This window comes from Erysipelotrichaceae bacterium 66202529, assembly GCA_017161075.1.
Taxonomy (GTDB): Bacteria; Bacillota_I; Bacilli_A; order Erysipelotrichales; family Erysipelotrichaceae; genus Clostridium_AQ.
The window spans coordinates 2,210,212-2,235,305 of the sequence record CP046174.1 but is presented as its reverse complement, the minus strand read 5'-3'; the positions used below and the strand labels follow the sequence as shown (position 1 = coordinate 2,235,305).

The following is a 25,094-nucleotide window of genomic DNA, read 5'->3' as shown; positions in this document are numbered from 1 at the left end:
TGTCAGGGAGCCACTGCTTCGCAAGCAGGTTTCCTGCTTGCTGTAATTCACTGACCTAGAAAGGTACAAAAAAGGGGGTAAACGATACACGTTCAATATAATGAGCGATATAATGAACGATTCCAAACGGTACCATTCTCTGCAATTTAAAATATCACATAAACCTGAAGACTGTAAATCGCACGTAGGGTATCCTTCCCTGAATAAGAAGATCACATACATCTGCAGAGACTGTAAAACGTACAAAAGGATACTGCATACTGTTATGCTTCATAATGAATGCATGAAATTTCTTTTATGTATACGATAACATCCACTAGCCAGCATTCACCACCCTGCGAATATGAAACCCTTGATATTACCATTTCAATATGTAGGTTTATGTACGTGTGCACATTATGAAAATTCCATGGCACGCAGTATGCCATGGTTTATAACAATATATGAAATTATGAGAACTCATAGGAAAACGACTGCTAATCGTCAAACAATTCGATTTCCTCAAACTCCTGCGTTGTATCCGGTACAGCCTGGGCTGTTAATGCACGCTGTTCCACTGTAACGAGTGTACGCAGGAAATAATACTCCTGTGTGGCATGCAGTAAAGAGGAGAAGGTCGCATCCTTACTCATTAAGCTGATATCCTTCGCAAGGATTTTCTGCGTTTCCTCATTGATGATTACCAGCTCATCATTTAGCTCATGCAAGGCGATATGTGCAATCTGGTACGGCTTGGATTTCACCTTCTTGCAAATCATAGCGCCACGCGCAGGACGTCCTGTAACATCGATATCGCTCAGTTTGATACGCTTCACCTGACACTGATCCGTAAACACAACCAGCTGGGAAGCGTCCGCGTGATGAATGCAGGCACTGACAAGCTCATCCATAACCAGATTCATTGCCTTAACCCCCTTGGAGCGCGGGGATGTCTCCGGGATCAGGGAAACCGGATAACGGCTCACATACCCATTCTTTGAAGCAATCAGAATTTCATCATAATCGTAGGCTGCCATCGTGGTAATGACTTCATCCCCCTCCAGCAGCTTCATGTTGCTCATGGTTTTGTTATTACGGGAAACCTCATATTCACGAACGGCCGTCTTTTTCACAAGACCGTTTTTTGTCACGGAAATCATATAGGCATTGGTCGCAAAGCTGCGTATGACAAAGGCATCCGTGATTTTCTCTTCCCCGCTGATACGTATCGTGGAATTGATATGACTTCCGATTTCCTTCCAGCGAGATTCCTCCACCTCATAGACCGGTGTATATCCATAGGTACCCTGTGTTGTAAAAAACAGCACATGATCCAGCGTATTCACCTCGCCATAGCCAACCAGATGATCGCCCTCCTTCAAGCCGGTCATATCCTCTTTGCCCGCATTGTAGCTGCGCATGGATACCCGCTTGAAATACCCGTCTCTTGATATGGTAAACATTACCTGCTCACTGTTGATCATTGCCACCTTATCAATCACAATTTCTTCGATTTCATGTTCAATTCGTGTCAGACGCGGAGTCTTAAATGCCTTTTTCACCTCATGCAGCTCCCTGATCATCACCTTTTTCAGCATCCTTGGATTTTCCAGAATATCGTGCAGCTCCTCGATTTCATTCAGCAGCGTCGCATATTCCTCACGCAGCTGTGTGATATCCGTAGAGGACAGACGATACAGACGCATGGTCACAATAGCCTCTGCCTGTGCATCGCTAAAGGCAAAGGCATCCATGATGCGGCGCTTGGAGTCCGCCTTATCCTTGCTCGCACGAATCAGTGCAATGATTTCATCCAGAATAGAAACCGCTTTGATCAGACCCTCTAATATATGACAGCGGTCTTCCTTCTTCTTTAAATCATACCGGCTGCGCCGCTCAATTACCTCACGGCGGTGTTCAATAAAGGCATCCAGCATCTGTGCCAGCCCCATTTGCACAGGACGCTTGTCCACGATCGCTACCACATTGTAATTATAGGAGACCTGTAAATCGGTGTTCTTATATAAATAATTTAAAATCACATCGCCGTTGGCATCCTTTTTCATGTCCACGACAACACGCAATCCGTTTCGGTCACTCTCATCACGAACATCGAGAATTCCTTCGATTTTCTTATTCAGACGGATATCGTCAATTTTCTTGACCATATTGCTTTTGACAACCTCATACGGGATTTCCGTGATAACGATCTGCTGTACGGTTTTCTTCTGCTCGATCACTGCCTTGCCGCGGACGATGATACGGCCTTTTCCGGTTTCAAAGGCTTCTCTGATACCATCCAGACCCTGAACGATACCGCCGGTTGGAAAATCCGGCCCCTGTATGTATTCCATCAGTTCCTCTAAGGAACAGTCCGCATGCTGAATACGATAAACGGCTGCATCGATTGCCTCACTCAGATTGTGCGGCGGAATATTGGTTGCATACCCGGCAGCGATACCCGTTATGCCATTGACCAGCAGATTGGGATAGCGGGCAGGAAGCACAGTCGGCTCCATCGCGGTATCATCGAAGTTTGGTGCCCATAAAACGGTTTCCTTTTCAATATCCTTTAACAGGTGCTCACTGATTTTACCAAGTCTTGCCTCGGTATAACGCATTGCTGCTGCAGGATCATCATCGATGGAACCATTGTTTCCCTGCATATCGATCTGCGGTGTACGGATTTTCCATTCCTGCGACATACGCACCATCGCATTGTATACGGAGGAATCCCCGTGCGGATGATAGTTACCGATTACCAGACCGACAGTTTTGGCAGATTTTCGATAGCCCTTATCCCAGGTGTTGCCATCCTCATACATCGCATACAAAATTCTTCGCTGCACCGGCTTCAAGCCGTCTCTGGCATCCGGCAGTGCACGATCCTGAATAATATATTTGGAATAGCGCCCAAAGCGGTCGCCCATGATTTCTTCCAGCGGAGAGGAAATGACACTGCTGTGATGCTCGAGCTGCTGCTCTTTCTTCTTCATCGTCTCGCCTCCACTTCATAATCATCCTCCAGCGTGAAGGATACGTTTTCCTCAATCCAGTCACGGCGCAGATTGGCCTTATCCCCCATCAGCACGGAGACACGCTTTTCTGCCACGACTGCATCATCTATCGTCACCTGAATCAGCGTACGGGTTTCCGGACACATCGTCGTATCCCACAGCTGATCCGCATTCATTTCACCAAGTCCCTTGTAGCGCTGCAGACTGAAGCCCTTCGGGAATGTTTTACGCAGCTCATCCAGCTCCTCATCCGTCCATGCATATTGAATATCCTTACCCTTTTGCAGCTTATACAGCGGTGGCAGAGCGATATATACCATCCCCTGCTCGATCAGCTCGCGCATGTAGCGGTAAAAGAACGTCAATAACAATATCTGGATATGCGCTCCATCGGTATCGGCATCGGTCATGATGATAACTTTATGGTAATTGGAATCCTCCGCATGAAAGTTCGCCCCCACACCGGCACCCAATGCGTGAATGATGGTGTTCAGCTCTTCATTCTTTTCGATGTTGGTAATGCTTGCCTTTTCGGTGTTCAGTACCTTTCCGCGCAATGGCAGAATGGCCTGATATTTACTGTCTCTGCCCTGCTTGGCACTGCCTCCGGCGGAATCTCCCTCGACCAAATACAGCTCCTTCTTGCGGGCATCCTTGCTTTGTGCACTTGCCAGCTTTCCTGACAGGATTTTTTCGGTTTTTCCTTTGGATTTTCCCTTGCGGGCATCCTCACGGGCCTTGCGGGCTGCCTCTCTGGCGGTTGACGCACGCTGCATCTTCTTAATCAGCGTAATCGCAAGCTCCTTGTTTTCCTCCAGGAAATAGCTCAGCTTCTCACTCACGATGCTGTCCACTGCAGCCTTGGCCTCCGCTGTTCCCAGCTTGCCCTTGGTCTGTCCTTCAAACTGTAAAAGATTTTCCGGAATACCCAGTGACAGGATAATCGTCAGTCCCTCGCGGACATCGCTTCCCTCAAAATTTTTATCCTTATCCTTCAGCAGGCCGTTTTTTCTTGCATATTCGTTAAATACCTTGGTGAAGGCATTCTTCGCACCGGTTTCATGTGTTCCGCCATCCTTGGTACGAACGATATTAACAAAAGAAAAGATATTTTCCTGATATTCATCCGTATACTGAAACGCACAGTCCACCTTGATTTCATTCGCCATACCGCTGAAGGCTACCGGCTTATGAAAGACCTGCTTATCCTCATGCAGATACTCCATGAAGGCAACCAGTCCCTGCTCATAATGATAGACCTCCTCGCGCTCCTTGCCTTCCCGCTCATCGCGGACAACCAGCTTCAGGCCTTCGAGAAGGAAAGCATCCTCCTGGGCACGCTCGGCAATCTGATGAAAGGAATACTTTGTCGTTGAAAACATCGTCTTATCCGCTTTAAAGCGCACCTTGCTTCCGGTCTTGCTCGTTTTGCCAATGACTTCCAGCTTGGATACCTTACTACCCCCGTCAGAGAAATTCATGCGGTAGACGCTGCCGTTTCGATACACTGTAACCTCTACCCATTCACTTAAAGCGTTTACCACACTGGCACCGACGCCATGCAGTCCTCCGCTTGTCTTATAGCCGCCCTCGGTACTGAACTTTCCTCCGGCATGCAGCACCGTATAAATGACCTGCACAGCAGGAACTCCGCTGGCATGCATATCCACAGGCATACCGCGCCCTTCATCCTCTACACAGATCACGTTATCTTTTTCTATCGTTATGCGGATCGTATCCCCATGTCCGTTCAATGCCTCGTCAATCGAATTGTCAACGATTTCCCAAACCAGATGGTGCAACCCTCTGGAATCCGTGGAACCGATATACATCCCCGGTCTTTTCCGTACAGCATCAAGGCCGTCAAGAATTTGTATACTGCTTCCATCATATGCATTTTCTGCCATACCATCACCTCTTTCTATTACACTTCTAAGGCTGCTTCACAGCCCGCTTTGTTCAGTTTATCAAATTTAAAACCTTCCTGCAATCGATTTTTCTTTAAAATCGATAAATAGAGCCTAATCATTATATACTAAATACGTGAAAATAAGAAGATTTGTTTCTTTTTTCTTTTCCTTATGTGGTTAAGGTGTTAAAATATAGTCGATAATGAATGAGGTGAAGCTATGAATATCAACTGGATCTGGTATCTGGGGCTGGGGTATCTGCTTGGTTCTATACCGTTTGCCCTCGTCATCGGAAAGTTTTTCTATAAAACGGATGTCCGTAACTTTGGAAGCGGCAATCTCGGCGGGACGAATGCCGGACGTGTATTAGGAAAAAAAGCTGGAATATCCGTTATTGCCTGTGATGTCTTAAAGGTCGTGCTTGCGGTAGGTGTGGTTTCCTGCTTTGATAAGGAAGCGAGCATCTGGGCAGGCTTTGCGGCAGCCTTCGGTCACTGTTATCCAATCTTTGCGGGCTTTCGCGGAGGAAAAGCTGTTGCGACCATGTTTGGGTTTCTGTTGTCCACATCGATTTTTACATTTCAGAGCGCATGGTATCTGATTGTGCCGTTTGCTGTATTTCTGGTTGTCCTGTATGCTGGGAAAATGGTGTCTCTGGCAAGCATGTGTGCTGCGCTGACAAGCAGCATCTATATTACCGTGATGCAGCTGTCGATCAGTTTGGAAATCGTTGTTGCCAGCTGGCTGCTGACCATTCTGGTCATTTACCGGCACCGCGCAAATATTGTGAAAATTAAAAACGGTACAGAAAATAAAATTTCCTGGCTGTAATACAAAAAGAGAAAATAGGAAGTGCAGAAAACAAGCTGTACTTCCTTTTTCTATTCGCACTGATAGTATGTTACAGCCAAAACCTAATATAAAATATGCATCAAGATTTTTTTCTATTCAAGCTCATACTAGATTACAGCTCCACACGAAAAGCCTCCAGCAGCTGTCGCTGCCGCTTTGCGCTCATTCCCGGCAGAAGCCGCATCTTTGCATCATAGCGCATACGATTTTCTAGCTGTTCTTCCTGCACAAATATCTCATAAGGAAGCTGCCCCAGAAAGCACTCCTCATCCAGATCATAAAATGCCACATACCATTCCTCAACCTGTATATCCCTGCCGCTTACTGGATCCTTCATGCCAAAGGGAGCCTCCGGCTGCAGGGGCAGCAGACTGTCCACACCTGAGGTGATCGTATATACACCGAACAAGCCGTGATCTGATTGATAGATGCGCGGTGCCGCATAATAAAAATCCTGTTTCTGATGTGCATGCAGCCAGGCGCCAAAATCCTTCTGCATGTCCTCATGATCTACTGCATCAAACCAGAGCGGGTGCATGGCAGAAAAGAAGCAGCCCTCTGTATGCTCACGTAGAAAATTGTCAAGACATTCCCTGCTGAAATCACAAAGCTGTTCCTGCAGCATATCCAGCTTGCGCAGCTCCTGTGTTTCCCCATCCTGTTCAAATGCACTTGTTTTCCAAAGCCTGCACAGATGGCGAATGAGTTCATAAAAGGCATGGATTTCCTGCTTGCAGGTTGGCAGCAACAAATACAATTCTACTTCATATTGCTTCCACACCACCTGAATACCTCTGGCGATACAGTGGGGATCATATAGCAGAAACTCATCCGGATGCTCATTTTCCAGCGGCTGCATGCGCCATGCATCATCCATAACGCCTGCCACAAGTCCCGTATCAAGAAAATTCTGCAGCTGCAGCTTCTTTTTAAAAATACCTTTATTTATTATTTTTACATCTACACTCATCGTTTGATTCCTCCATATACATCCTCGCCAAGCCGCGTTAATTCATTCCGATTTAAAATCCGATAGCTGCCCTTCCCTGTTTTTCTTAACAGCCTTTGTTCACAAAATTGTGCCAGACAACGCTGCAGCTGACGATAGCTGCAGCCTATCATACTGCTGACCTCCCCATGATCCTCCTGAAATTCATCCTGCTCACAAACCGCCAGTAAATAGGAAGCCAGACGGTTTTCTACCGGATAGGCTAGGGATATGGAGGCATTCCGGTTACTGTTTTTCAGCTTTTCCGATAATTCTGATACAAGGTATCGAAGAAAACGGACATCCTGCTTCAGAGTATGTTCACATTGCACAAGCGGCAGGCGCAGGACCTTGACCTCACTTAATGCTTCAACCTCATTCAGTACGGGTATCCCCTTCCACAGCTCTACCTCTCCCACAATGCTGAGCGGATACAGAAAGGAATGCAGGGTCGCAAAACCGTTCGCGTTGATATAGCTGGTTTTTGCCTTACCCTCCACAAGAAACAGCAGATAAGGCAAATCGGAATTCGCATGCAATAGAATATCATTACGCTTCCAGGCTTTCAATTCCAGCAGTAAAAGATGGTGTTCCTCGAGAAGCTGATCAAGGTGAAACTTACGAATATACGATAGCACTTCCTCTTCCATTGCTGTCACCGCCCTATTCTGTATATGCATCATGCCGCTTTCCAACATATATGCTTTCTGCTTCCATTATGACATATGTCCTATCCTTATACAAGAAAAAACCGTATCCTTATATCTGAGGTGATATTATGGCAATCTGGATGGCTATTCTCAGCGGTATAATCGTTAGTATCATGATGGTCTTCAATGGTCAGCTATCGGATGTGACCGGGCTGTATGTGGCAACCGTTCTCATTCATGTCAGTGGTCTGATAACCATGTGTTTCGTAGTAAAGGTAAAGCATATTTCTCTTGCGTCGCTTCCTTGTGCCTCGTGGTATTTATATGCCGGAGGTGTTGTCGGGGTACTGACCGTGTTCTTTCAAAGCATGACCATTACTGTTCTGGGAGCATCTTTAGTTACTGCATTGGGATTATGCGGGCAAATTCTGGCTTCGGTTGTACTGGAGGCTACCGGAGCCTTTCATACCAAAAAACAGAGCTTACAGCCAATGAAGGTGGTTTCTTTGCTCATTATTCTGATAGGGATCGGGGTGATGCTGAAATGACAGTGGTGTTATCAGTTCTGCTTGCTCTTCTGGCAGGGATCAGTATCGTCATCAGCCGCAGCATCAATGCACTGCTCGCTGAAAAAACGAATGCCTTAACAAGCAGCTTTTTCAATTACGTGACCGGCTGTGTGACAAGCATGCTTTTTCTGCTGCTGTTTGGCATATCCTCATTGTCCAAGCTTTCACAGCTGCAGGATAACGGTAATCTCTTTCTGCTTCTGGGTGGTGTGATTGGCGTTTTGAACATTATACTGTTAAATCGTATCGTACCCCGCATTCCTCCTGTACAGCTGACACTGCTTGTATTTATCGCACAGCTGCTCAGCGGTATGCTGCTAGATTCCTTTCTGCTCAATTTATTTTCTTTACAAAAGCTGGCAGGATGCTTTCTTGTCGTGATTGGAATGCTGCTATACACCCATGTGTCACATCCAAGAAACACAAAGGACGATTCCCATTTCCGTTAGCGAAACAGATCATATTGCATACAGAGTTCCTGCTGCAATGCGCGAATGACCTGTGGCAATACGCTGGTAAAGACCGCTGTATAAGGTAAATCCCCTGAGAGCTTTACAATATCCATCCTGATAAAAAGACCGGTACGCTATGGATTCCGGTCTTTTTTGTTTTAAACGCATAAGCAATCCTACGATAGCCTTACTACCCGCAGGTAGGCAATCCTGATTTTGCATACGCTGAGCGCATCTGTAGTCTTTCCTTATAAATTTGTATAGCCCATCAAATAGGCATCTATTTCTCTGGCACACTCTCTGCCTTCGACAATACCCCATACAACCAGCGACTGACCCCTTCGCATATCTCCCAGGGAAAACACCTTTTCCTGAGATGTCCGATACCCGTTTGTTAGCACCCGTCCGCGTTCGCTTTGGATTCCAAACGCATCCATCACCGCATCCTCACAGCCTATAAAGCCTGCCGCAATCAGAACCAGATCCACATCGATGCTTCGCTTTGTTTCCTGTTTCTCCTGCATAATGCGCTGGCCTGTCGCATCCTCGTGAAATGCAAGCTCTATCAGCTCCACCTGTGTCAGCTGTCCCTGTGCATCCGTAAGGAATTGCTTTACTGTTGTCTGAAAGAGGCGCGGATCTTTATGAAACACCTCTATGCATTCCTGCTGACCATAGTCGGTTTTCAATACGCGGGGCCATTGCGGCCATTCATTACCTGCCGGGCGTTCCACTGGCGGCTTCGGCATCATTTCCAGCTGCACAACATCACTGCAGCCCTGCCTTATCGCTGTCGCAATGCAATCATTTCCGGTATCACCGCCGCCTATGATCAATACCCGTTTCCCTTGTGCGGAAATCGCTGTTTCACGCTGTTCGAGCAGCGCATGGGTCTGTTCACTCAGATAATCCACAGCAAAATAAATCCCCTTCGCTTCCCTGCCAGGTACCTGGATATCCCTTGGTTTTCGTGCTCCACAGGCAAGCGCTACAGCATCATAAGCCATCAGCAGCTTGTCCGCCCTTTTCTTTTCTGCGATTTCTTCACAAAAGCGGAAGCTCACGCCCTCCTTTTTCATAAGGGAAATACGGCGTTCGATAATGCCTTTATCCAGCTTCATATTGGGGATTCCATACATCAGAAGTCCCCCGGCCCGGTCTGCACGTTCATATACCGTTACCGCATGCCCTCTGTGATTCAGCTGATCAGCCAGTGCAAGTCCGCTGGGACCGCTGCCGATCACAGCAACCCGTTTGCCGCTGCGAACAATGCGTTCCTGCGCCTTCATGAGTCCGTTTTCGTAGGCATATTCCGAAATGGCATATTCGTTATCCCGTATGCTCACGGCATCCGCATGAAGCGAACAGGTACAGGCCTTTTCACAGGGGGCAGGACAGACGCGGGAGGTGAATTCCGGAAAATTATTTGTTTTCTGCAGGCGCTGAAATGCGATGTCCAGATGATCGCGATATACCATATCATTCCATTCCGGTATCAGATTGTGCAGCGGACAGCCGGTAACCATACCGGAAAGCACCATACCGCTTTGACAAAAGGGTACTCCGCAATCCATACAGCGTGCTGCCTGCTGCTGCCGCAAGGCATGCGGCAGGGGCGTATGAAATTCATGATAGCCTTTGATCCGTGCATTTACATCCAGCTCCTGATTATCCTGCCGCTTATATTCCATAAATCCTGTTTTCTTTCCCATAAGACACACTCCTATCTGCATACCGCATGAAATGCCTTTAGCTCTGCTTCATCCTTTGACAATCCATCGCTTTGATACTTCCTGATCGTTTCCACCATGATGCGGTAATCATGCGGAATGATTTTATAAAAGAGTGGCTTCCACTCGGCAAATCCGTTTAAAATCCGCTGTGCCTTGCTTGAGCCGGTATGCTGTACGTGCTGTTCCAGCATGCTTTTTACCTGTTGGATATCCGCATCCTGTTGTAATGCACTGACCTCTACAAGCTCTGTATTCAGGCAGTCATACAGACACTTGTGTTCATCCAGAACATAGGCGACACCGCCGCTCATACCGGCAGCCAGATTTTTTCCAAAGCTTCCCAATATAACAACACAGCCTCCAGTCATATATTCCAGGGCATGATCTCCCACACCCTCCACAACGGCACAGGCACCGGAATTACGCACCGCAAAGCGCTCTCCTGCCATACCGCTGATATATGCTTCTCCACTCGTTGCCCCATACAGGGCTACATTACCGATGATGATATTCTCATCCGGCTGAAAGGGACTGTTTTTTGGAACCTGCACACTCAGCGTTCCTCCGGACAAGCCCTTTCCAAGGTAATCATTGGCATCTCCTGTCAATGCGAGGGTGATCCCCTTGGGAAGAAACGCTCCAAAGCTCTGCCCTGCGCTTCCATTTGCCTGAATGCGATACGTATCTGCTGGAACAGCGTGCTGGCTTCTTGTGATTCTGGAGCCAAACAGGGTTGCGAACGCACGGTCCTGATTATCCACTGCCACCTGCATTGTATGCGGGATTCCCTGCTCCACATACGGCTGCATTTCCTTCCATATAACAGCCTCATCCTTTGTTGCTTTTGGATCAAATACTGTTTTTGCGACATCTGTGTGCTCTGTAAGCGGGGCAGACAAAATACTGTTAAAATCCAGCTTGGCGGCAAGCGGTGTATCCTGTACCTGGATCAGCTCCCTGTGCCCTGCCATTTCCGCAACGCTGGAAAATCCTAAAGCGGCCATATATTCCCGCATTTCCTGTGCGATAAACCGCATGAAATTCACGACATATTCCGGCTTTCCGCGGAAGCATTTGCGCAGCTGCGGATTCTGCGTGGCAACACCCACCGGACACGTATCCAGATTGCATACACGCATCATGACACAGCCCATAGTAATCAATGGGGCAGTCGCAAAGCCGTATTCCTGTGCACCAAGCAGGGCGGCTATGATCACATCCCGGCCGCACATCAGCTTCCCGTCTGTTTCAAGTATTACCTGTTCCCGCAGCTCATTCAGCTGCAGCGTCTGGTGTGTTTCCGCAAGGCCCAGCTCCCAGGGCAGCCCGGCATGATAGACAGAATTGCGTGGGGCCGCTCCGGTCCCGCCGTCATGTCCGCTGATTAAAATCACATCCGCTCCGGCCTTGGCAACGCCTGCCGCAACTGTTCCTACACCTGCCTCACTGACCAGCTTAACAGAGATACGCGCATCCTTATTGGCACATTTTAAATCATAGATCAGCTGTGCCAGATCCTCGATAGAATAGATATCGTGATGCGGCGGCGGAGAAATCAGCTGCACGCCCGGTGTGGAATGCCGTGTTTTCGCAATCCAAGGATATACCTTACCGGCAGGAAGCTGACCGCCCTCTCCCGGCTTTGCACCCTGTGCCATCTTGATTTGAATTTCAACAGCATGATTCAAATAGGCGGAGGTAACACCAAAGCGTCCGCTTGCGACCTGCTTGATTGCCGAGCAGCGGTTGATACCGTCTTTGACAACAAAGCGCTCCGCATCCTCTCCGCCTTCTCCGGTATTGCTTTTCCCATGCAGCATATTCATCGCAATAGCTAAGGTTTCATGTGCCTCTTTGGAAATGGAGCCATAGCTCATCGCTCCGGTTTTGAATCGCTTTACAATACTGTCCACACTCTCCACTGCATCCAGTGCTATAGGCTTGCGCTGTGTGTAATCCAGCTTCCATAAGCCCCGGATATGCGTTGGAGCCAGCTCCTCACAAATTAGCCTTGTATATTCCTTAAAGGTGGCATAGCTCCCCTCCCGTGTGGCACTTTGCAATAATGCTATGCTTTTTGGATGATAAAGATGCTGTTCTTTTCCGGTACGCAGCTGATGAACCCCTTGTACATCCAGCGTCGTATCCGTTGCCAGACCCAGCGGATCAAAAACCTTACTGTGATGCTGTATCACTGCCTGCTCGATATCCTGCAGTGTGATACCACCGATACGGGATATTGTATTGGTAAAGTATTCATCAATCACACTGGATGCGATGCCGATGGCTTCAAAAATCTGAGCGCCCTGATAGGACTGCATCGTGGAAATTCCCATTTTGCTTGCGATTTTCACGATTCCATGCAAAATACCGTTGTTGTAATCCTCTACTGCGTCTTCATACTGCTTCTGCAGCAACCCCTGATTGATCAGCTCCTGAATGCTGTCCTGTGCAATATACGGATTTACTGCACTTGCGCCATATCCCAAAAGGGTTGCGAAATGATGTACCTCTCTTGGCTCCCCGCTTTCCAGAATGATTGCCACATGCATACGCTTTTTCGTACGGATCAGATGCTGCTGCATGGCACTGACGGCAAGCAGAGACGGTATCGCTACATGGTTTTCATCTATGCCGCGATCACTTAAAATCAAAATATTGCAGCTCTCATTGATTGCCTTGTCGGCATCCGTAAACAGATGCTCAATGGCCTCCTTTAAGGCGATATTCTTATAATACGTAATCGGCAGGACACGCACCTTAAAGCCTTCCTCATCCATGCATTTAATTTTTAGAAGATCCTGCTTGGAAAGGATCGGGTTGCGTATTTTCAGCAGGCGGCAGTTGCCCTCCTCAGGCTTTAACAGATTGCCCTCACTTCCCAGATATACACTGGTACTTGTTACGATTTCTTCCCGTAAAGCGTCGATAGGCGGATTGGTAACCTGAGCAAACAGCTGCTTGAAATAATCAAACAGCGGATGAACCTGTGTGGATAAAACAGCCAGCGGGGTATCATTTCCCATAGCAATCACTGGCTCAATACCATCCCTTGCCAGTACGAGAATATACTTCATCAAATCCTCATATGTGTAATGAAACGCCTTCTGCAGCCGTGTAAGCTGTGAACCTGCATAGGCTACAGGCATCTTTTCCGTTACACGGATATCCTTCATATGGAGAAGCTGATTCTTCAGCCAGGTGCTGTATGGATGCTCGCTTGCATAATGAAGCTTCAGCTCCTCATCTTTGATCAGCCGTCCTTTCCGGGTATCCACCAGCAGCATTTTCCCAGGACGCAGGCGATCCTTTTTGACAACCCGTTCTGGCTGAATATCCAATACGCCGACCTCACTGGATAAGATAAGCATATCATCCTTTGTTATATAATAGCGGCTTGGACGCAGACCATTTCGATCCAATACAGCCCCCACCACATCGCCGTCACTAAACAGAATAGAAGCAGGGCCGTCCCACGGCTCCATCCCACAGGCATAATACTGATAAAAGGCTTTTTTACGTTCCTCCATCTGTACATCATGCTCAAATGGTTCGGGAATACACAGCATGACCGCCTTGGGTAAATCCATACCTGCCATCGTCAGAAATTCCAGCGTGTTGTCCAGCATCGCAGAATCGCTGCCATTGGGATCAATGACGGGAGTTATTTTCTTCATATCTTGTGCGAGCGTACTGCACTGTAACAGCTCCTCCCTGCTCAGCATCTTATTCGCATTCCCGCGTATTGTATTGATTTCACCGTTGTGTACGATCATCCGGTTGGGATGCGCACGCCGCCAGCTTGGAAAGGTGTTTGTAGAGAAGCGAGAGTGAACGAGTGCGATTGCCGATATGAAATCGGAATCCTGCAAATCCTTATAAAAAGCACGCAGCTGATGTACCAGAAACATTCCCTTATATACAATCGTTCGTCCGGACAGGGAGCATACATAGGTCTGCGCATTGCTTTTCTCAAAAATACGGCGGATCACATAGAGCCTGCGATCAAACTCCAGATCAGACTTCATCGTATCCTCACGCTGAACGAATCCCTGCCAGATCTGCGGCAGAGAATCCAACGCCCGGCTGCCCAGAACCTCGGTATGGACAGGAACCTGTCTCCAGCCCAGAAACTTCAATCCTTCCTGTTCTACGACGATTTCAAACATCTTCTTTGCCTTACGGCATTCCAGCTCCTCCTGTGGAAAGAAGAACATCCCGACTCCAAACTGCTTTTCCAGCTGCATATGGCTGCATTGCTTCTGAAAAAAGCTGTGCGGAAGCTGCATCAGAATCCCGACACCGTCTCCAATCTCCCCTCTGGCATCCTTTCCCGCGCGATGCTCCAGGCGTTCCACGATCGTCAGTGCATCACTGACTACCTTATGGCTTTTTGTTCCCTTTATATGAACGACAGCTCCGATCCCGCATGCATCATGCTCCAGTGAAGGATCATATAATCCCTGTCGTTTTATAGTACATTCATTTCTCATACGACTTCCTCCTCATTTTAACAACAAAAAAAAGACGCAATAAGGACCAGCCTTATAAACGTCTTTGTTTATGTGATGCTTATTTTATCGTATTCGTGAGCTGTCGTCAAGAGCTTTCCTGTTTTTTTACATTATTTTCAAGAAACTATTTTCAAACAGCTGCTTTCCCTTGCTTCATTCTTTGTGGTTGTGTGCAAAACGGATTCTGCGATCGCTGCTTCTGAAGGTGTTTTTATTTCAGAAAAATTTCGTTTGCTTTTGGGTATTTTTTTATAATGTCTTTGAATATTTTTACATTTTGAATGTTTTTTCATTTTGTGTCAACCATTTTTTTCATTTTTCCATTGACAAATCAAAAGTCAGCGCATATACTACTTGCATACAGACAGCAAAGGCGCTGCAGGAACATTTCCCGCGGTGCCTTTTTCTTTTGTTTTGTATGAAAAGGAGGACTTGTATGAATAACGTATCTGACTACTTCGGCTCTATGGTATTTGATGATTTCACCATGAAGGAAAAGCTGCCGAAGGCAACCTACAAGGAATATCACCAATGCCTGTATGACAATAAAAGCCTGTCACCGGAATGTGCAGATGTCATTGCGAATTCCATGAAGGACTGGGCCCTGTTGAAGGGTGCCACCCACTACACACACTGGTTTCAGCCAATGACCGGCATTACAGCAGAAAAGCATGAGGCTTTTATATCTCCGAATAAGGATGCCCGTGTGATTATGGAATTCAGCGGTAAGGAGCTGATTCAGGGGGAACCGGATGCATCCAGCTTCCCAAGCGGAGGTCTGCGTGCCACCTTTGAGGCACGGGGCTATACAGCCTGGGATCCTACCAGCTTTGCTTTTATCAAGGACGGCGTCCTGTGCATTCCAACGATATTCTGTTCCTATAACGGAGAATCTCTGGATAAGAAAACACCGCTTTTAAAATCCCAGGAAGTGATTGACCGTCAGGCACGCCGTGTTTTAAAGCTGTTTGGCCATGATGTGCACCGTGTAAATACCACCGTCGGGCCGGAACAGGAATATTTTTTAATTGAACGTGAGCTGTATTTCAAGCGCAAGGATCTGGTGTATACCGGACGTACACTGTTTGGCAATAAGCCCGCGAAAACACAGGAGCTGGATGATCATTACTTCGGTGTGGTAAAGCCTCGTGTGCTTGCGTTTATGAAGGATCTCAATGAGGAATTATGGAAGCTTGGTGTACTGGCAAAAACACAGCACAATGAGGTGGCGCCCGCACAGCACGAGCTGGCACCTATCTTTTCCCTAGTCAATGTTGCCGCAGACCACAACCAGCTAACAATGGAAATTCTAAAAAAGACAGCCAGTAAGCACGGCTTTGCGTGTCTGCTGCATGAGAAGCCGTTTGACGGTGTAAATGGCAGCGGAAAGCATAACAACTGGTCGATTGCCACCGATTCCGGTATGAATCTTCTGGCACCCGGGAAAACACCGTCTGAAAATGCACAGTTTCTTTTATTCCTGTGTGCGGTAATCAAGGCAGTGGATGAATATCAGGATCTGTTGAGGATTTCGGTATCCAGTGCCGGGAATGATCATCGTTTGGGAGCGAATGAAGCACCGCCGGCCATTCTCTCTGTATTCCTGGGAGATGAATTAAATGCCATCTTGGAAGCTATTGAACAGGGTACCCCTTACGATGAACGAAAGCAGGAAACCATGAAAATCGGTATCCATACCCTGCCGAAATTCAAACAGGATACAACGGATCGAAACCGCACCTCCCCATTTGCCTTTACCGGTAATAAATTTGAATTCCGCATGCTGGGAAGTGCCAAGGATATCGCCTGTACGAATGTCATGCTAAATACTGCTGTTGCAGAGGAATTATGCCAGTTCGCAGATAAGCTGGAGGCAACTTCTGATTTCAACAGCGCACTGCATACCCTGATTAAGCAGACCATTCATGAGCATAAGCGTATCATTTTCAACGGTGACGGCTATACACAGGAATGGGTAAAGGAAGCACAGCACAGAGGATTGCTCAATCTGCGTACCACGGCAGATGCTCTCCCCTGCTATATCAAAGAAAAAAATATTGCGCTGTTTGAAAAGCACAAAGTATACACCCGCGTGGAAATTCAGGCCCGCTATGAAATTGGTCTTTCCAATTACAATCAGGTTATCAGCATTGAATCACAGACGATGTCCCGCTTGGCAAAAACACAGATTTTACCAGCTGTAATGCGATATACAAAGGATATCAGTGATGCCGTTCTGCAAAAAAAGGCAGTCTGTGCCGAGCTGGATACAAGTGGTGAGGAACAGCTGATCAGGGAATTATCCGAATATACAAGCGAGCTGATCAAAGGCTATCACACGCTGGACGAGAAGATCGAAGCCATCCATACCATACAGGACTCACAAAAAATGGCAGACTTTAACCGGGATGAAATACTTCCGGCGATGGCTCAGCTACGCAAGGCTGCGGACAAGCTGGAATGCATAGTAGCAAAAGCCTACTGGCCGTATCCAACCTATGGTGATTTGCTGTACAGCTTCTGATTGCTCTATCCTATAGGTTACCGCCACCTTTCCTTAGAGCGGCAGCCTCTCAATCATTGAATAATAACGATCTGCTCCTAAAAAAGAGCCTGTCAATGCGGCAGGCTCTTTACTATCACCTACACTATATTAGCAGGTTCTTCATTTATATTATAAAATTTTGGTTGTCCATTCCTCCAGATTCCAAACCTCATCCACGATTTCACCATAGAAGTCCGGGTCATGGGAAACAAGGAGAATCGTCCCCTTATATGCCTTCAGAGCCCGCTTCAGCTCCTCCTTTGCATCTACATCCAGATGGTTGGTCGGCTCATCCAGTACCAGCACATTATGCTTGCGGTTCATAAGCACACACAAGCGTACCTTTGCCTGCTCTCCACCGGATAGTACACACATGCCCGATTCGATGTGATCGGTTGTCAAACCGCACTTTGCCAGCGCTGAGCGCACCTCTCCATTTGTCAGTGCCGGATACTCTTTCCAGAAATAATCCAGCGCACTCTGTGTATCACCTGCTTCCTCCTGCTCAAAGAACCCAATCGTTGCATAAGGATCAACCTCTACCTGCCCGCTGACACCCGGCAGCATCCCCATCAGTGTTTTCAGCAGGGTTGTTTTTCCTAATCCGTTAACACCCTTTATCGCCACGCGGGCATTTCGCTCCAATTCAAGCCGTATCGGTTTCGTCAGCGGCTCATCATATCCGATCACCAGCTCCTGCGCATCAAAAATCACACGGCCCGGTGCACGGTCTGAAAGAAAGGAAAAGCTCGGCTTCACCTTCTCCTTAACCTTTTCGATCCGTTCCATCTTATCCAGCTTTTTCTGACGGGAATGCGCCATATTCCGGGTAGCGACTCGCGCCTTGTTGCGGGCGATGAAATCCTCCAGATTGGCAATTTCCTTCTGCTGCTTTTCATAAGCAGCCTCTATCTGGCGTTTCTTCAATGCATGCTGCTCCAGGAAATAATCGTAATCTCCGACATAGCGTGTCAGCTCGCAGTTTTCAACATGATAAATGATGTTGACAACACTGTTTAAAAATGCAATATCATGTGATACCAGAATGAAGGCATGCTCATAGGATGTCAGAAAGCTCTTTAGCCATGCAATGTGTCCCTCGTCCAGATAGTTGGTAGGCTCATCCAGAATCAGAATCATCGGATTTTCCAGCAGCAGCTTGCACAGCAGCACCTTGGAACGCTGTCCGCCGCTCAGCATCGTGACATCCTTTTCCAATCCGATGTCCATCAGACCAAGCCCCTGCGCCACCTCCTGGATTTTGGCATCGATCATATAAAAGCCGCCGTGCTCCAGAATATCCTGAATCTCACCGACATCCTGCAGCAGCTCATTCATGCGGTCTTCACTGCAATCCCCCATTTCCTCATATTTCTGCAGCATTTCCGCCTCCAGATCAAACAGATGTGAAAAAGCATCCTGCAATACCTCGCGGATCGACTTTCCCTTTTCCAGAACCGTGTGCTGATCCAGATAGCCACGTGTAATTCTGCGGCACCAGGATACGCGTCCCTCCTCTGGTACCAGCTTACCTGTCAGTATATTCAGAAAGGTGGATTTCCCTTCCCCGTTGGCCCCGACTAGACCAACATGCTCCCCACTCAGCAGACGAAAGGATACATTTTCCAGAATCTGTCTTCCGCCGAAGCTGTGTGAAACGTTTTCTACCGTAACAATACTCATACCTACCTCCACAATTTCTACCTGACAAGTATACCATGCTAAGAAAGCTGCTGTAAACATATCCTGTTCAATCCATTATGTAAAATAGCTGTCAAATAGGGATTGCAGGCTTTACTAAACAGGGCTACATAATTTATGTCCTTCTTCATATACTAAGGAAAGATGTTTAGAAATATTTAAGAAAGAATAAGAGAAAATTACAAAAGCGTAAGGCCCAAAGTTAAAAGGATTTGCTATAATATACATATACGAGGTGATTTCATGCACAACAAGGACGACTTACAAGAATGGATCGATCCTGCACAGGGTCTGAGCGATGCTCAGGTTCAGGAGCGTATGGATGCAGGCTGTGTCAATACGCAGGAGGAACGCATTACTAAAAGCTATGAGGAAATATTCAGGGATAACGTATTTACCCTGTTTAATTTAATCAATGCCATTCTGGCAGGGCTGATTATCTTTATCGGCTCCTTTAAGAATCTGCTGTTTCTGGGCGTTGTGCTTTCCAATCTGATTATCGGTATCTTTCAGGAAATCCGGGCAAAGCGTGTTCTGGATAAGCTGTCTCTGATCACCCAGCCCTATCTGAACGTATTGCGAAATGGAAACGTTACCGAGCTGCATATGGATGATATTGTTCTGGATGATATTATATGTCTTACCAGCGGCTCTCAGGTATGTGCGGATGCCATCGTTGTAGAGGGACGTCTGGAGGTCAATGAATCCCTGGTTACCGGGGAATCCGATATCATTGTGAAGCGCAGACATGACACCCTGTATTCCGGAAGCTTTGTCGTTAGTGGTCAGGCAAAGGTACAGGTACAGCATGTTGGCAAGGATAATTATGCTGCTACAATTATGAAGGATGCGAAAACCTTTAAAAAGCACAAATCACAGCTGCGCGATTCTATTAACTTTATCATAAAAACGATCGGTATCATTATCATTCCAGTTGGTATCCTTCTGTTTTCCAAACAGTTTTTCCTCACCGAAAGCACCCTTCCCCAGGCCATCGTATCTACGGTAGCGGCACTGCTGGGCATGATTCCGGAGGGACTTGTTTTATTAACTAGTGTTGCACTGGCAGTCGGCTCTATCAATCTGGCTAAACGAAAAACGCTTGTACAGGAGCTGTACTGTATTGAAACACTGGCAAGAGTGGATACCCTGTGTCTGGATAAGACCGGGACGATCACCGAGGGCAATATGCAGGTGGAAAGCATTCTGCCTATTTCTGGTAATAAAGAGGATACCCTGCTGATTCTGGCAAATATGATGGACGCTTTACAGGACGATAATGCAACCGCACAGGCAATCCGCAAGTATACACCTGAGGAATATGAAGCATTTTTGGTTGTACATACCCTGCCCTTCTCCAGTGCGCGAAAGCTGAGTGCTGTCAGCTTTGCAAATAAGGGAACCTATATCATGGGAGCTTATGAATTTGTGAACGGAAGTGAAAATCCTAAGCTGCAAAGCATGATTGAAAAACAGGCAAGCCTGGGAAACCGTGTGCTGGTTCTGGCACACAGTGATGAAATGTTAACGGATGCTCCATCCACAGACAATACCATTCTGGCCCTGATCCTGCTCAGTGATCCCATCCGCAAGGAAGCTCCAAAGACGCTGGATTACTTTTTGTCACAGGGAGTCGATGTTAAAATCATCAGCGGAGATGATCCCCGCACGGTTCATGAAATCGCGCACAAGGCGAATTTGAAAAACTATGAGCGGTATGTGGATGCCAGTACCTTGCAGGATGAGGACATTCCGGAGGCAGTAAAAGCCTATACGGTATTCGGGCGCGTTTCCCCTATGCAGAAAAAGCTCATGATCCGCGCGTTAAAGGAACAGGGGCATATTACGGCAATGATCGGCGATGGGGTCAACGATGGCATGGCGTTAAAGGAAGCAGATTGCAGTATTTCGGTTGCGGAAGGAAGTGAAGCTGCCAAGAATATCGCCAATCTGGTCTTACTGGATAACAATTTTGCAAATATGCCGCATATCGTGGATGAGGGACGAAGAGTTATTAACAATATTCAGCGTGCCGCTTCCCTGTTTCTGGTGAAGACAACCTTTTCTACCATCCTGAGTATTCTGACGCTTTTCTTTATGAGCCGTTATCCATTTGAACCAATTCAGCTGACACTCATATCCTCCTGTACGATTGGAATTCCCTCCTTCTTCCTGGCACTGGAAGCAAATCATGCCCGTGTGGAGGGGAACTTTTTGATCAATGTATTGGGCCGTGCCCTGCCGGGTGCATTGTGTGTTGTGCTCAGTATTCTATATGTCAACATCGCTTCGCTGTTTTTCAAAATAACACCGGCTGCTATGTCTACCATGTGCGTGCTGCTTACAGGTACCAGCTCGTTGATTGTCCTGTATCGCGTATGTACACCGTTTACCAAAAAGCGGTTTCTGATTTTTACCATCATGACCGCATTGTTTGTCACATGTATCGTCTTTTTACCAGGCATCTTCTCATTGGTACGACTAAGCTATATGCAATTTGTCTTGACCGGTGCCGGTATGGCTGCGATACCGTTCGTTATGGATTTCTTCTACCGCTTCGGCAACCGCTTCAAGCTGAAGGAACGGCTGATTAAGGTTGGAAAATAGTTAACGCAAAAAAAAGGTACTGCATGATTGGATGCTTATGGAAAATCAATGCGTTTGTAAATATAGAAAGTAGAAATGAAATTCCTAAATTATAAAAGGGAGCTGATTGGCATAACACACCTTTCCACTCCCTTTTGTTTACTCATATTTCATTTTTCTCGTTACTATCAAACTCTTTTCCCTGGTACTTAAGCTCCTTCATTCTAATAAGAATTTCACTGTTCCTTTTTATTATTTCTATTTGTACTCTAGGGTTAGGAAGATTCGCTGTCTTCTCTTTTTTTATTGTTGTATACTTGTATCCTCCAGCACATCCTGTGTGCGGCGGCTTTTCATTATGACAAGCGCAATGCACAGGAAGGCGGCAGCATACAGCAGAAGGATGCCATAGGTCATCAGGGCCTCCTTAAACAAAGAATCTGTGACATGGACTGCTGAAGTCAGTGCATCGTTCAGCTTTACATACCAGTAGCTAGGCAGAAATCTGGATATCACAAGAATATTTTCTCCAATCATATCCAGAGGAACAAAGGCACCGCATAGGAAGCTGGAGCCAAGACCGACAATGTTGCTGATTCCATTCAGCATGTCATCTGGATGTCTGCTTTTCGTAGAAATCACACAGAACATAAAGGACATGGCAACACACATCAGCATAAAGACAAATGCGTTTATCATTTCCAGTACTCCACCTATGGACAGCATGGACTCCCGTGCAGCTCCCAGAATCATCAGCATCATGACGCCCCATAAGGCGATACCAACAGACAGGTTACAGAATACAAGCTTCAAATTCATACGGTTCTGAGAAACAGGTGCCACCAGATTGCGCTTCATGATTTCCTGATTGAAAATGGAATGCATCGTCAAGCCAATGAGGAGAATGCTGACAACAAGCATAATATAAGACGCATAATTAAAGTAGGAGCCACGCAGCATGGTGGAGGTTGCGATTTCCTTGGAATCCGACATCGTTACCTCGGCGACTGTATCCAGATTTTTTTGTACCATCGCATGCAGGTCTGCCACCGATTCCTTTGGATACAGTGCTGCATAGGAATGCATTGTATCCAGATACTTATCAATCATCTGCTGAAGCAGAACACCGTTCATATCATCCGGCCGCTGCTGCATCGTTATCGCTGCTTTATCCGATGCGTAGTCCTGTGCAAAGCCCTTCGGTATTGTAATAATCGCAGATATATCCCCATAGAACAAGGCATCCTGTGCCTCGCTATAGGCTACATCATCGTGCTTGATGTTCGTCTGGGTATTGAGATAGGATTTCAAATATGCACTAAGCTCACTGTGGTCTTTATCCACGAAAGCGATACTGGGCTTTGCGCCCTCATACATTTTGATATCACTGCGCTGTGTTGCGGCAACTCCAAAGGCAATAAATATGGTAAAGAATATGGAAAGATAGATTGCCAGCGTGAGCCAGTGAGACTTCATGATTTTATAATATACCTTAAATACGCTCATTTAACGCACCCCCAGACTGTCATAGCTTTTTCTGCTCAATGCGCGGAAGCTGATTAGGTAACAGATTATTGTAAATGCCGCAAGCAGTGCAAGATTGAGATAATAGCGCTCACCGATACCGTAATAATACAGAGAATACAAGCCGTCAGTTATCATATTCACAGGATTGATATAGGCCAGAACAGGCGCATATTCCTGTACATAGTATTTCATTTGAACCATCATCATGCCAGCCAGTGCACTGCAGATCAGGGTAACTGCTGTCATGATTCCTGTCTTTCCATCCGGCGGTATTTTGGAGCTGATACTGCCAAGCAGGATTCCAAAGGCATTTCCGGCGAATGCCCCCATGACCATCATGAGGAAAACATAGCCAAGCTGTGCACCGAAGGATACATCCAGTATGAAATACATATATGAGAATTGTATCATCAGAAACAGCAGCTGCATACCGATATCAATCAGGAAATCCGCAAGCAGAGCCTTTCCCTTATGCATTGGTGAAACAGAGACTCTTGCCGCACGCTCGCTTTGGTTCGCCTGCAGCTCATACATGGAATTGATTGCCCAGTAGCCCCCAAACATCGCATTCATCGCAAGCACGGTATAGAAGAATACGGCCGAAATATCCGTATGATCCACCTCTGCATCCTCCACGTGGGAAGCCGTCTGTGGAAACAGTGTCTTTAGGGCAGAGCCATCCGGATGCAGCTTCATCGCTTCCTCAATCAGACTGGTCTTTTGTGCGTATTCATCAAAGAAGGTTTTGGTAATCGTCTGATTTAACCCGTTTTGATTGATTGTAATCTGAATCGGATCCTGCATACTCACAACTGCGCTTACCTTATTATCCTTCAACAGCTGCTTTGCCTGCTTTTCTGTTGTATAGCTGACATCGAACAAAGGCGTATCCTTTTGCTTTACTTCCTTTAAAACACTTTTTACATCACGCAGATTCCCCTGCTCCACAACCGCAATCGGTACAGTCTGAAAGGTATCGACAGTATAGGCATCCTTCAGCACCATTCCAAAGAAGGTTGTCAGCAGCATGGGGAACAAGAGCGTCCAGAACAGGAGCACCTTGTTTCGCAGCATCAGGCGGAACCTGTATTTTAATAAATGCAGCATATTCATTCCTCCTTTAATCCCGTAGCTGCTTGCCTGTGATTTCCAGGAATACGTCATTCAATGTCGGCTGTTGGGAATACACCTTACCATAGGTGATGTTCTCCTCAGTAAAGTAATCCAGCAGATTCGCAAGATTTCGTTTTCCCTCTGTGAATTTGACCTGCAGGACATTGGCGTTATACTGAACAGCAAACACATTGGCAATATCCTGAATATCCTTTACCTGCGCCTCCTGCAGATGTACCTGTTCAACCTCGATTTTTTCCTTCATCATAATGCCGGCCTTCAGCTCCTCCTTGGAGCCTGCCGCAATGGTCTTACCTTTATCAAGGATTATGATACGGCTGCAGATTTCCTCTACCTCCTCCATATAATGCGACGTATACACGATGGTTGCCCCCTGTGCATTTAATCGGCGGATTCCCTCCAGAATTGCATTACGGCTTTGCGGATCGACCGCCACCGTCGGCTCATCCATAAAAATCAGCTTTGGCTGATGGGCAATCCCACAGGCGATATTTAACCGTCTCAGCAGACCGCCGCTCAGCTTGCCGGGACGAAACTTACGAAAATCCTCCAGAGAAACAAAACGGATTGCCTCCTCTACCAGCGTTTTGCGTTTTGCTTTATCCGATACATACAGACCGCAGAAATAATCGATGTTATCCTCAACGCTCAATTCATGAAATACCGCGACATTTTGCGGCACTACACCGATCTGCTGCTTCAGGTCATAGCTATCCGCCTTCATTTGCTTTCCAAATATACGGATTTCTCCCTTATCATATTTCAGCAGCGAGAGTATACAGTTGATTGCCGTTGTCTTACCGCTTCCGTTTGGCCCTAACAGACCAAGAATTTCTCCCTGCTCAACCTCCAGTTGAAAATGATCCAGTGCAATCAGCTCCTTGTATCTCTTCACCAGATTGTTTACCTCAATAATCATGATGATACCTCCTCTTTT

16 protein-coding genes are annotated in these 25,094 nt (G+C 46.8%); 5 read left to right on the top strand and 11 right to left on the bottom strand.

The features are described from left to right. Nucleotides 1-476: 476 nt before the first annotated feature. Nucleotides 477-2,975, bottom strand: coding sequence for a DNA topoisomerase IV subunit A (gene parC / locus GKZ87_10570; GenBank protein QSI25888.1), 2,499 nt, complete (start codon nt 2,973-2,975; stop codon nt 477-479). Next, entirely contained in the window at nt 2,972-4,903 is a 1,932-nt protein-coding gene (gene parE, locus GKZ87_10565; GenBank protein ID QSI25887.1) for a DNA topoisomerase IV subunit B, read from the bottom strand. The genes parC and parE overlap by 4 nt, the downstream gene beginning before the upstream one ends. 222 nt (nt 4,904-5,125) lie before the next feature. Here parE and plsY point away from each other — a divergent pair, with 222 nt between their 5' ends. Further along, nucleotides 5,126-5,737, top strand: coding sequence for a glycerol-3-phosphate 1-O-acyltransferase PlsY (gene plsY / locus GKZ87_10560; GenBank protein QSI25886.1), 612 nt, complete (start codon nt 5,126-5,128; stop codon nt 5,735-5,737). 133 nt (nt 5,738-5,870) lie between these two features. Here plsY and GKZ87_10555 read toward each other — a convergent pair whose 3' ends face one another. After that, entirely contained in the window at nt 5,871-6,728 is an 858-nt protein-coding gene (locus GKZ87_10555) for a DUF4299 family protein (GenBank protein QSI25885.1), read from the bottom strand. Then, nucleotides 6,725-7,396, bottom strand: a complete 672-nt coding sequence (locus GKZ87_10550) for a cyclic nucleotide-binding domain-containing protein (protein ID QSI25884.1) — start codon at nt 7,394-7,396, stop codon at nt 6,725-6,727. The genes GKZ87_10555 and GKZ87_10550 overlap by 4 nt, the downstream gene beginning before the upstream one ends. A 128-nt stretch (nt 7,397-7,524) precedes the next feature. On the opposite strand from GKZ87_10550, the gene GKZ87_10545 reads away from it, so the two are divergent. Together GKZ87_10545 and GKZ87_10540 are read left to right on the top strand one after the other, a co-directional pair. Beyond that, on the top strand, nt 7,525-7,944 hold the full coding sequence (locus tag GKZ87_10545) for an EamA-like transporter family protein (GenBank protein QSI25883.1): 420 nt from the start codon (nt 7,525-7,527) through the stop codon (nt 7,942-7,944). Beyond that, nucleotides 7,941-8,414 carry a hypothetical protein gene (locus GKZ87_10540; GenBank protein ID QSI25882.1) on the top strand — a complete coding sequence of 158 codons (474 nt, stop codon included), beginning with the start codon at nt 7,941-7,943 and terminating at the stop codon, nt 8,412-8,414. Before GKZ87_10545 ends, GKZ87_10540 begins: the two co-directional genes overlap by 4 nt. Before the next feature lie 251 nt (nt 8,415-8,665). On the opposite strand, the gene gltD is transcribed toward GKZ87_10540, so the two are convergent. The 3 genes from gltD to GKZ87_10525 all read right to left on the bottom strand — a co-directional run bounded on the left by gltD (nt 8,666) and on the right by GKZ87_10525 (nt 14,957). Beyond that, complete coding sequence (gene gltD, locus GKZ87_10535) at nt 8,666-10,129, bottom strand: glutamate synthase small subunit (GenBank protein ID QSI25881.1); 1,464 nt, start codon at nt 10,127-10,129, stop codon at nt 8,666-8,668. 11 nt (nt 10,130-10,140) lie between these two features. Continuing rightward, on the bottom strand, nt 10,141-14,643 hold the full coding sequence (gene gltB, locus GKZ87_10530) for a glutamate synthase large subunit (GenBank protein ID QSI25880.1): 4,503 nt from the start codon (nt 14,641-14,643) through the stop codon (nt 10,141-10,143). Between the two features lie 137 nt (nt 14,644-14,780). Further along, complete coding sequence (locus GKZ87_10525) at nt 14,781-14,957, bottom strand: hypothetical protein (protein QSI25879.1); 177 nt, start codon at nt 14,955-14,957, stop codon at nt 14,781-14,783. 143 nt (nt 14,958-15,100) lie between these two features. Here GKZ87_10525 and GKZ87_10520 point away from each other — a divergent pair, with 143 nt between their 5' ends. After that, nucleotides 15,101-17,188 carry a glutamine synthetase type III gene (locus GKZ87_10520; protein ID QSI25878.1) on the top strand — a complete coding sequence of 696 codons (2,088 nt, stop codon included), beginning with the start codon at nt 15,101-15,103 and terminating at the stop codon, nt 17,186-17,188. Nucleotides 17,189-17,338: 150 nt separating this feature from the next. Here GKZ87_10520 and GKZ87_10515 read toward each other — a convergent pair whose 3' ends face one another. Continuing rightward, nucleotides 17,339-18,892: an ATP-binding cassette domain-containing protein gene (locus tag GKZ87_10515; protein ID QSI25877.1), complete on the bottom strand. Its 1,554-nt coding sequence runs from the start codon at nt 18,890-18,892 to the stop codon at nt 17,339-17,341. Nucleotides 18,893-19,153: 261 nt separating this feature from the next. On the opposite strand from GKZ87_10515, the gene GKZ87_10510 reads away from it, so the two are divergent. After that, the gene (locus GKZ87_10510) at nt 19,154-21,517 is read left to right on the top strand and encodes an HAD-IC family P-type ATPase (protein QSI25876.1); all 2,364 of its coding nucleotides are present in this window, start codon (nt 19,154-19,156) and stop codon (nt 21,515-21,517) included. A 282-nt stretch (nt 21,518-21,799) separates the two neighbouring features. Here the strand turns inward: GKZ87_10510 and GKZ87_10505 are convergent, their stop codons facing one another. The 3 genes from GKZ87_10505 to GKZ87_10495 are packed head-to-tail and all read right to left on the bottom strand — an operon-like array spanning nt 21,800 to nt 25,076. Continuing rightward, nucleotides 21,800-23,002 carry an ABC transporter permease gene (locus tag GKZ87_10505; protein ID QSI25875.1) on the bottom strand — a complete coding sequence of 401 codons (1,203 nt, stop codon included), beginning with the start codon at nt 23,000-23,002 and terminating at the stop codon, nt 21,800-21,802. Then, nucleotides 23,003-24,130, bottom strand: coding sequence for an ABC transporter permease (locus GKZ87_10500; protein QSI25874.1), 1,128 nt, complete (start codon nt 24,128-24,130; stop codon nt 23,003-23,005). It lies immediately after the preceding gene. 13 nt (nt 24,131-24,143) lie between these two features. Next, entirely contained in the window at nt 24,144-25,076 is a 933-nt protein-coding gene (locus GKZ87_10495) for an ATP-binding cassette domain-containing protein (protein QSI25873.1), read from the bottom strand. Nucleotides 25,077-25,094 lie beyond the last annotated feature (18 nt).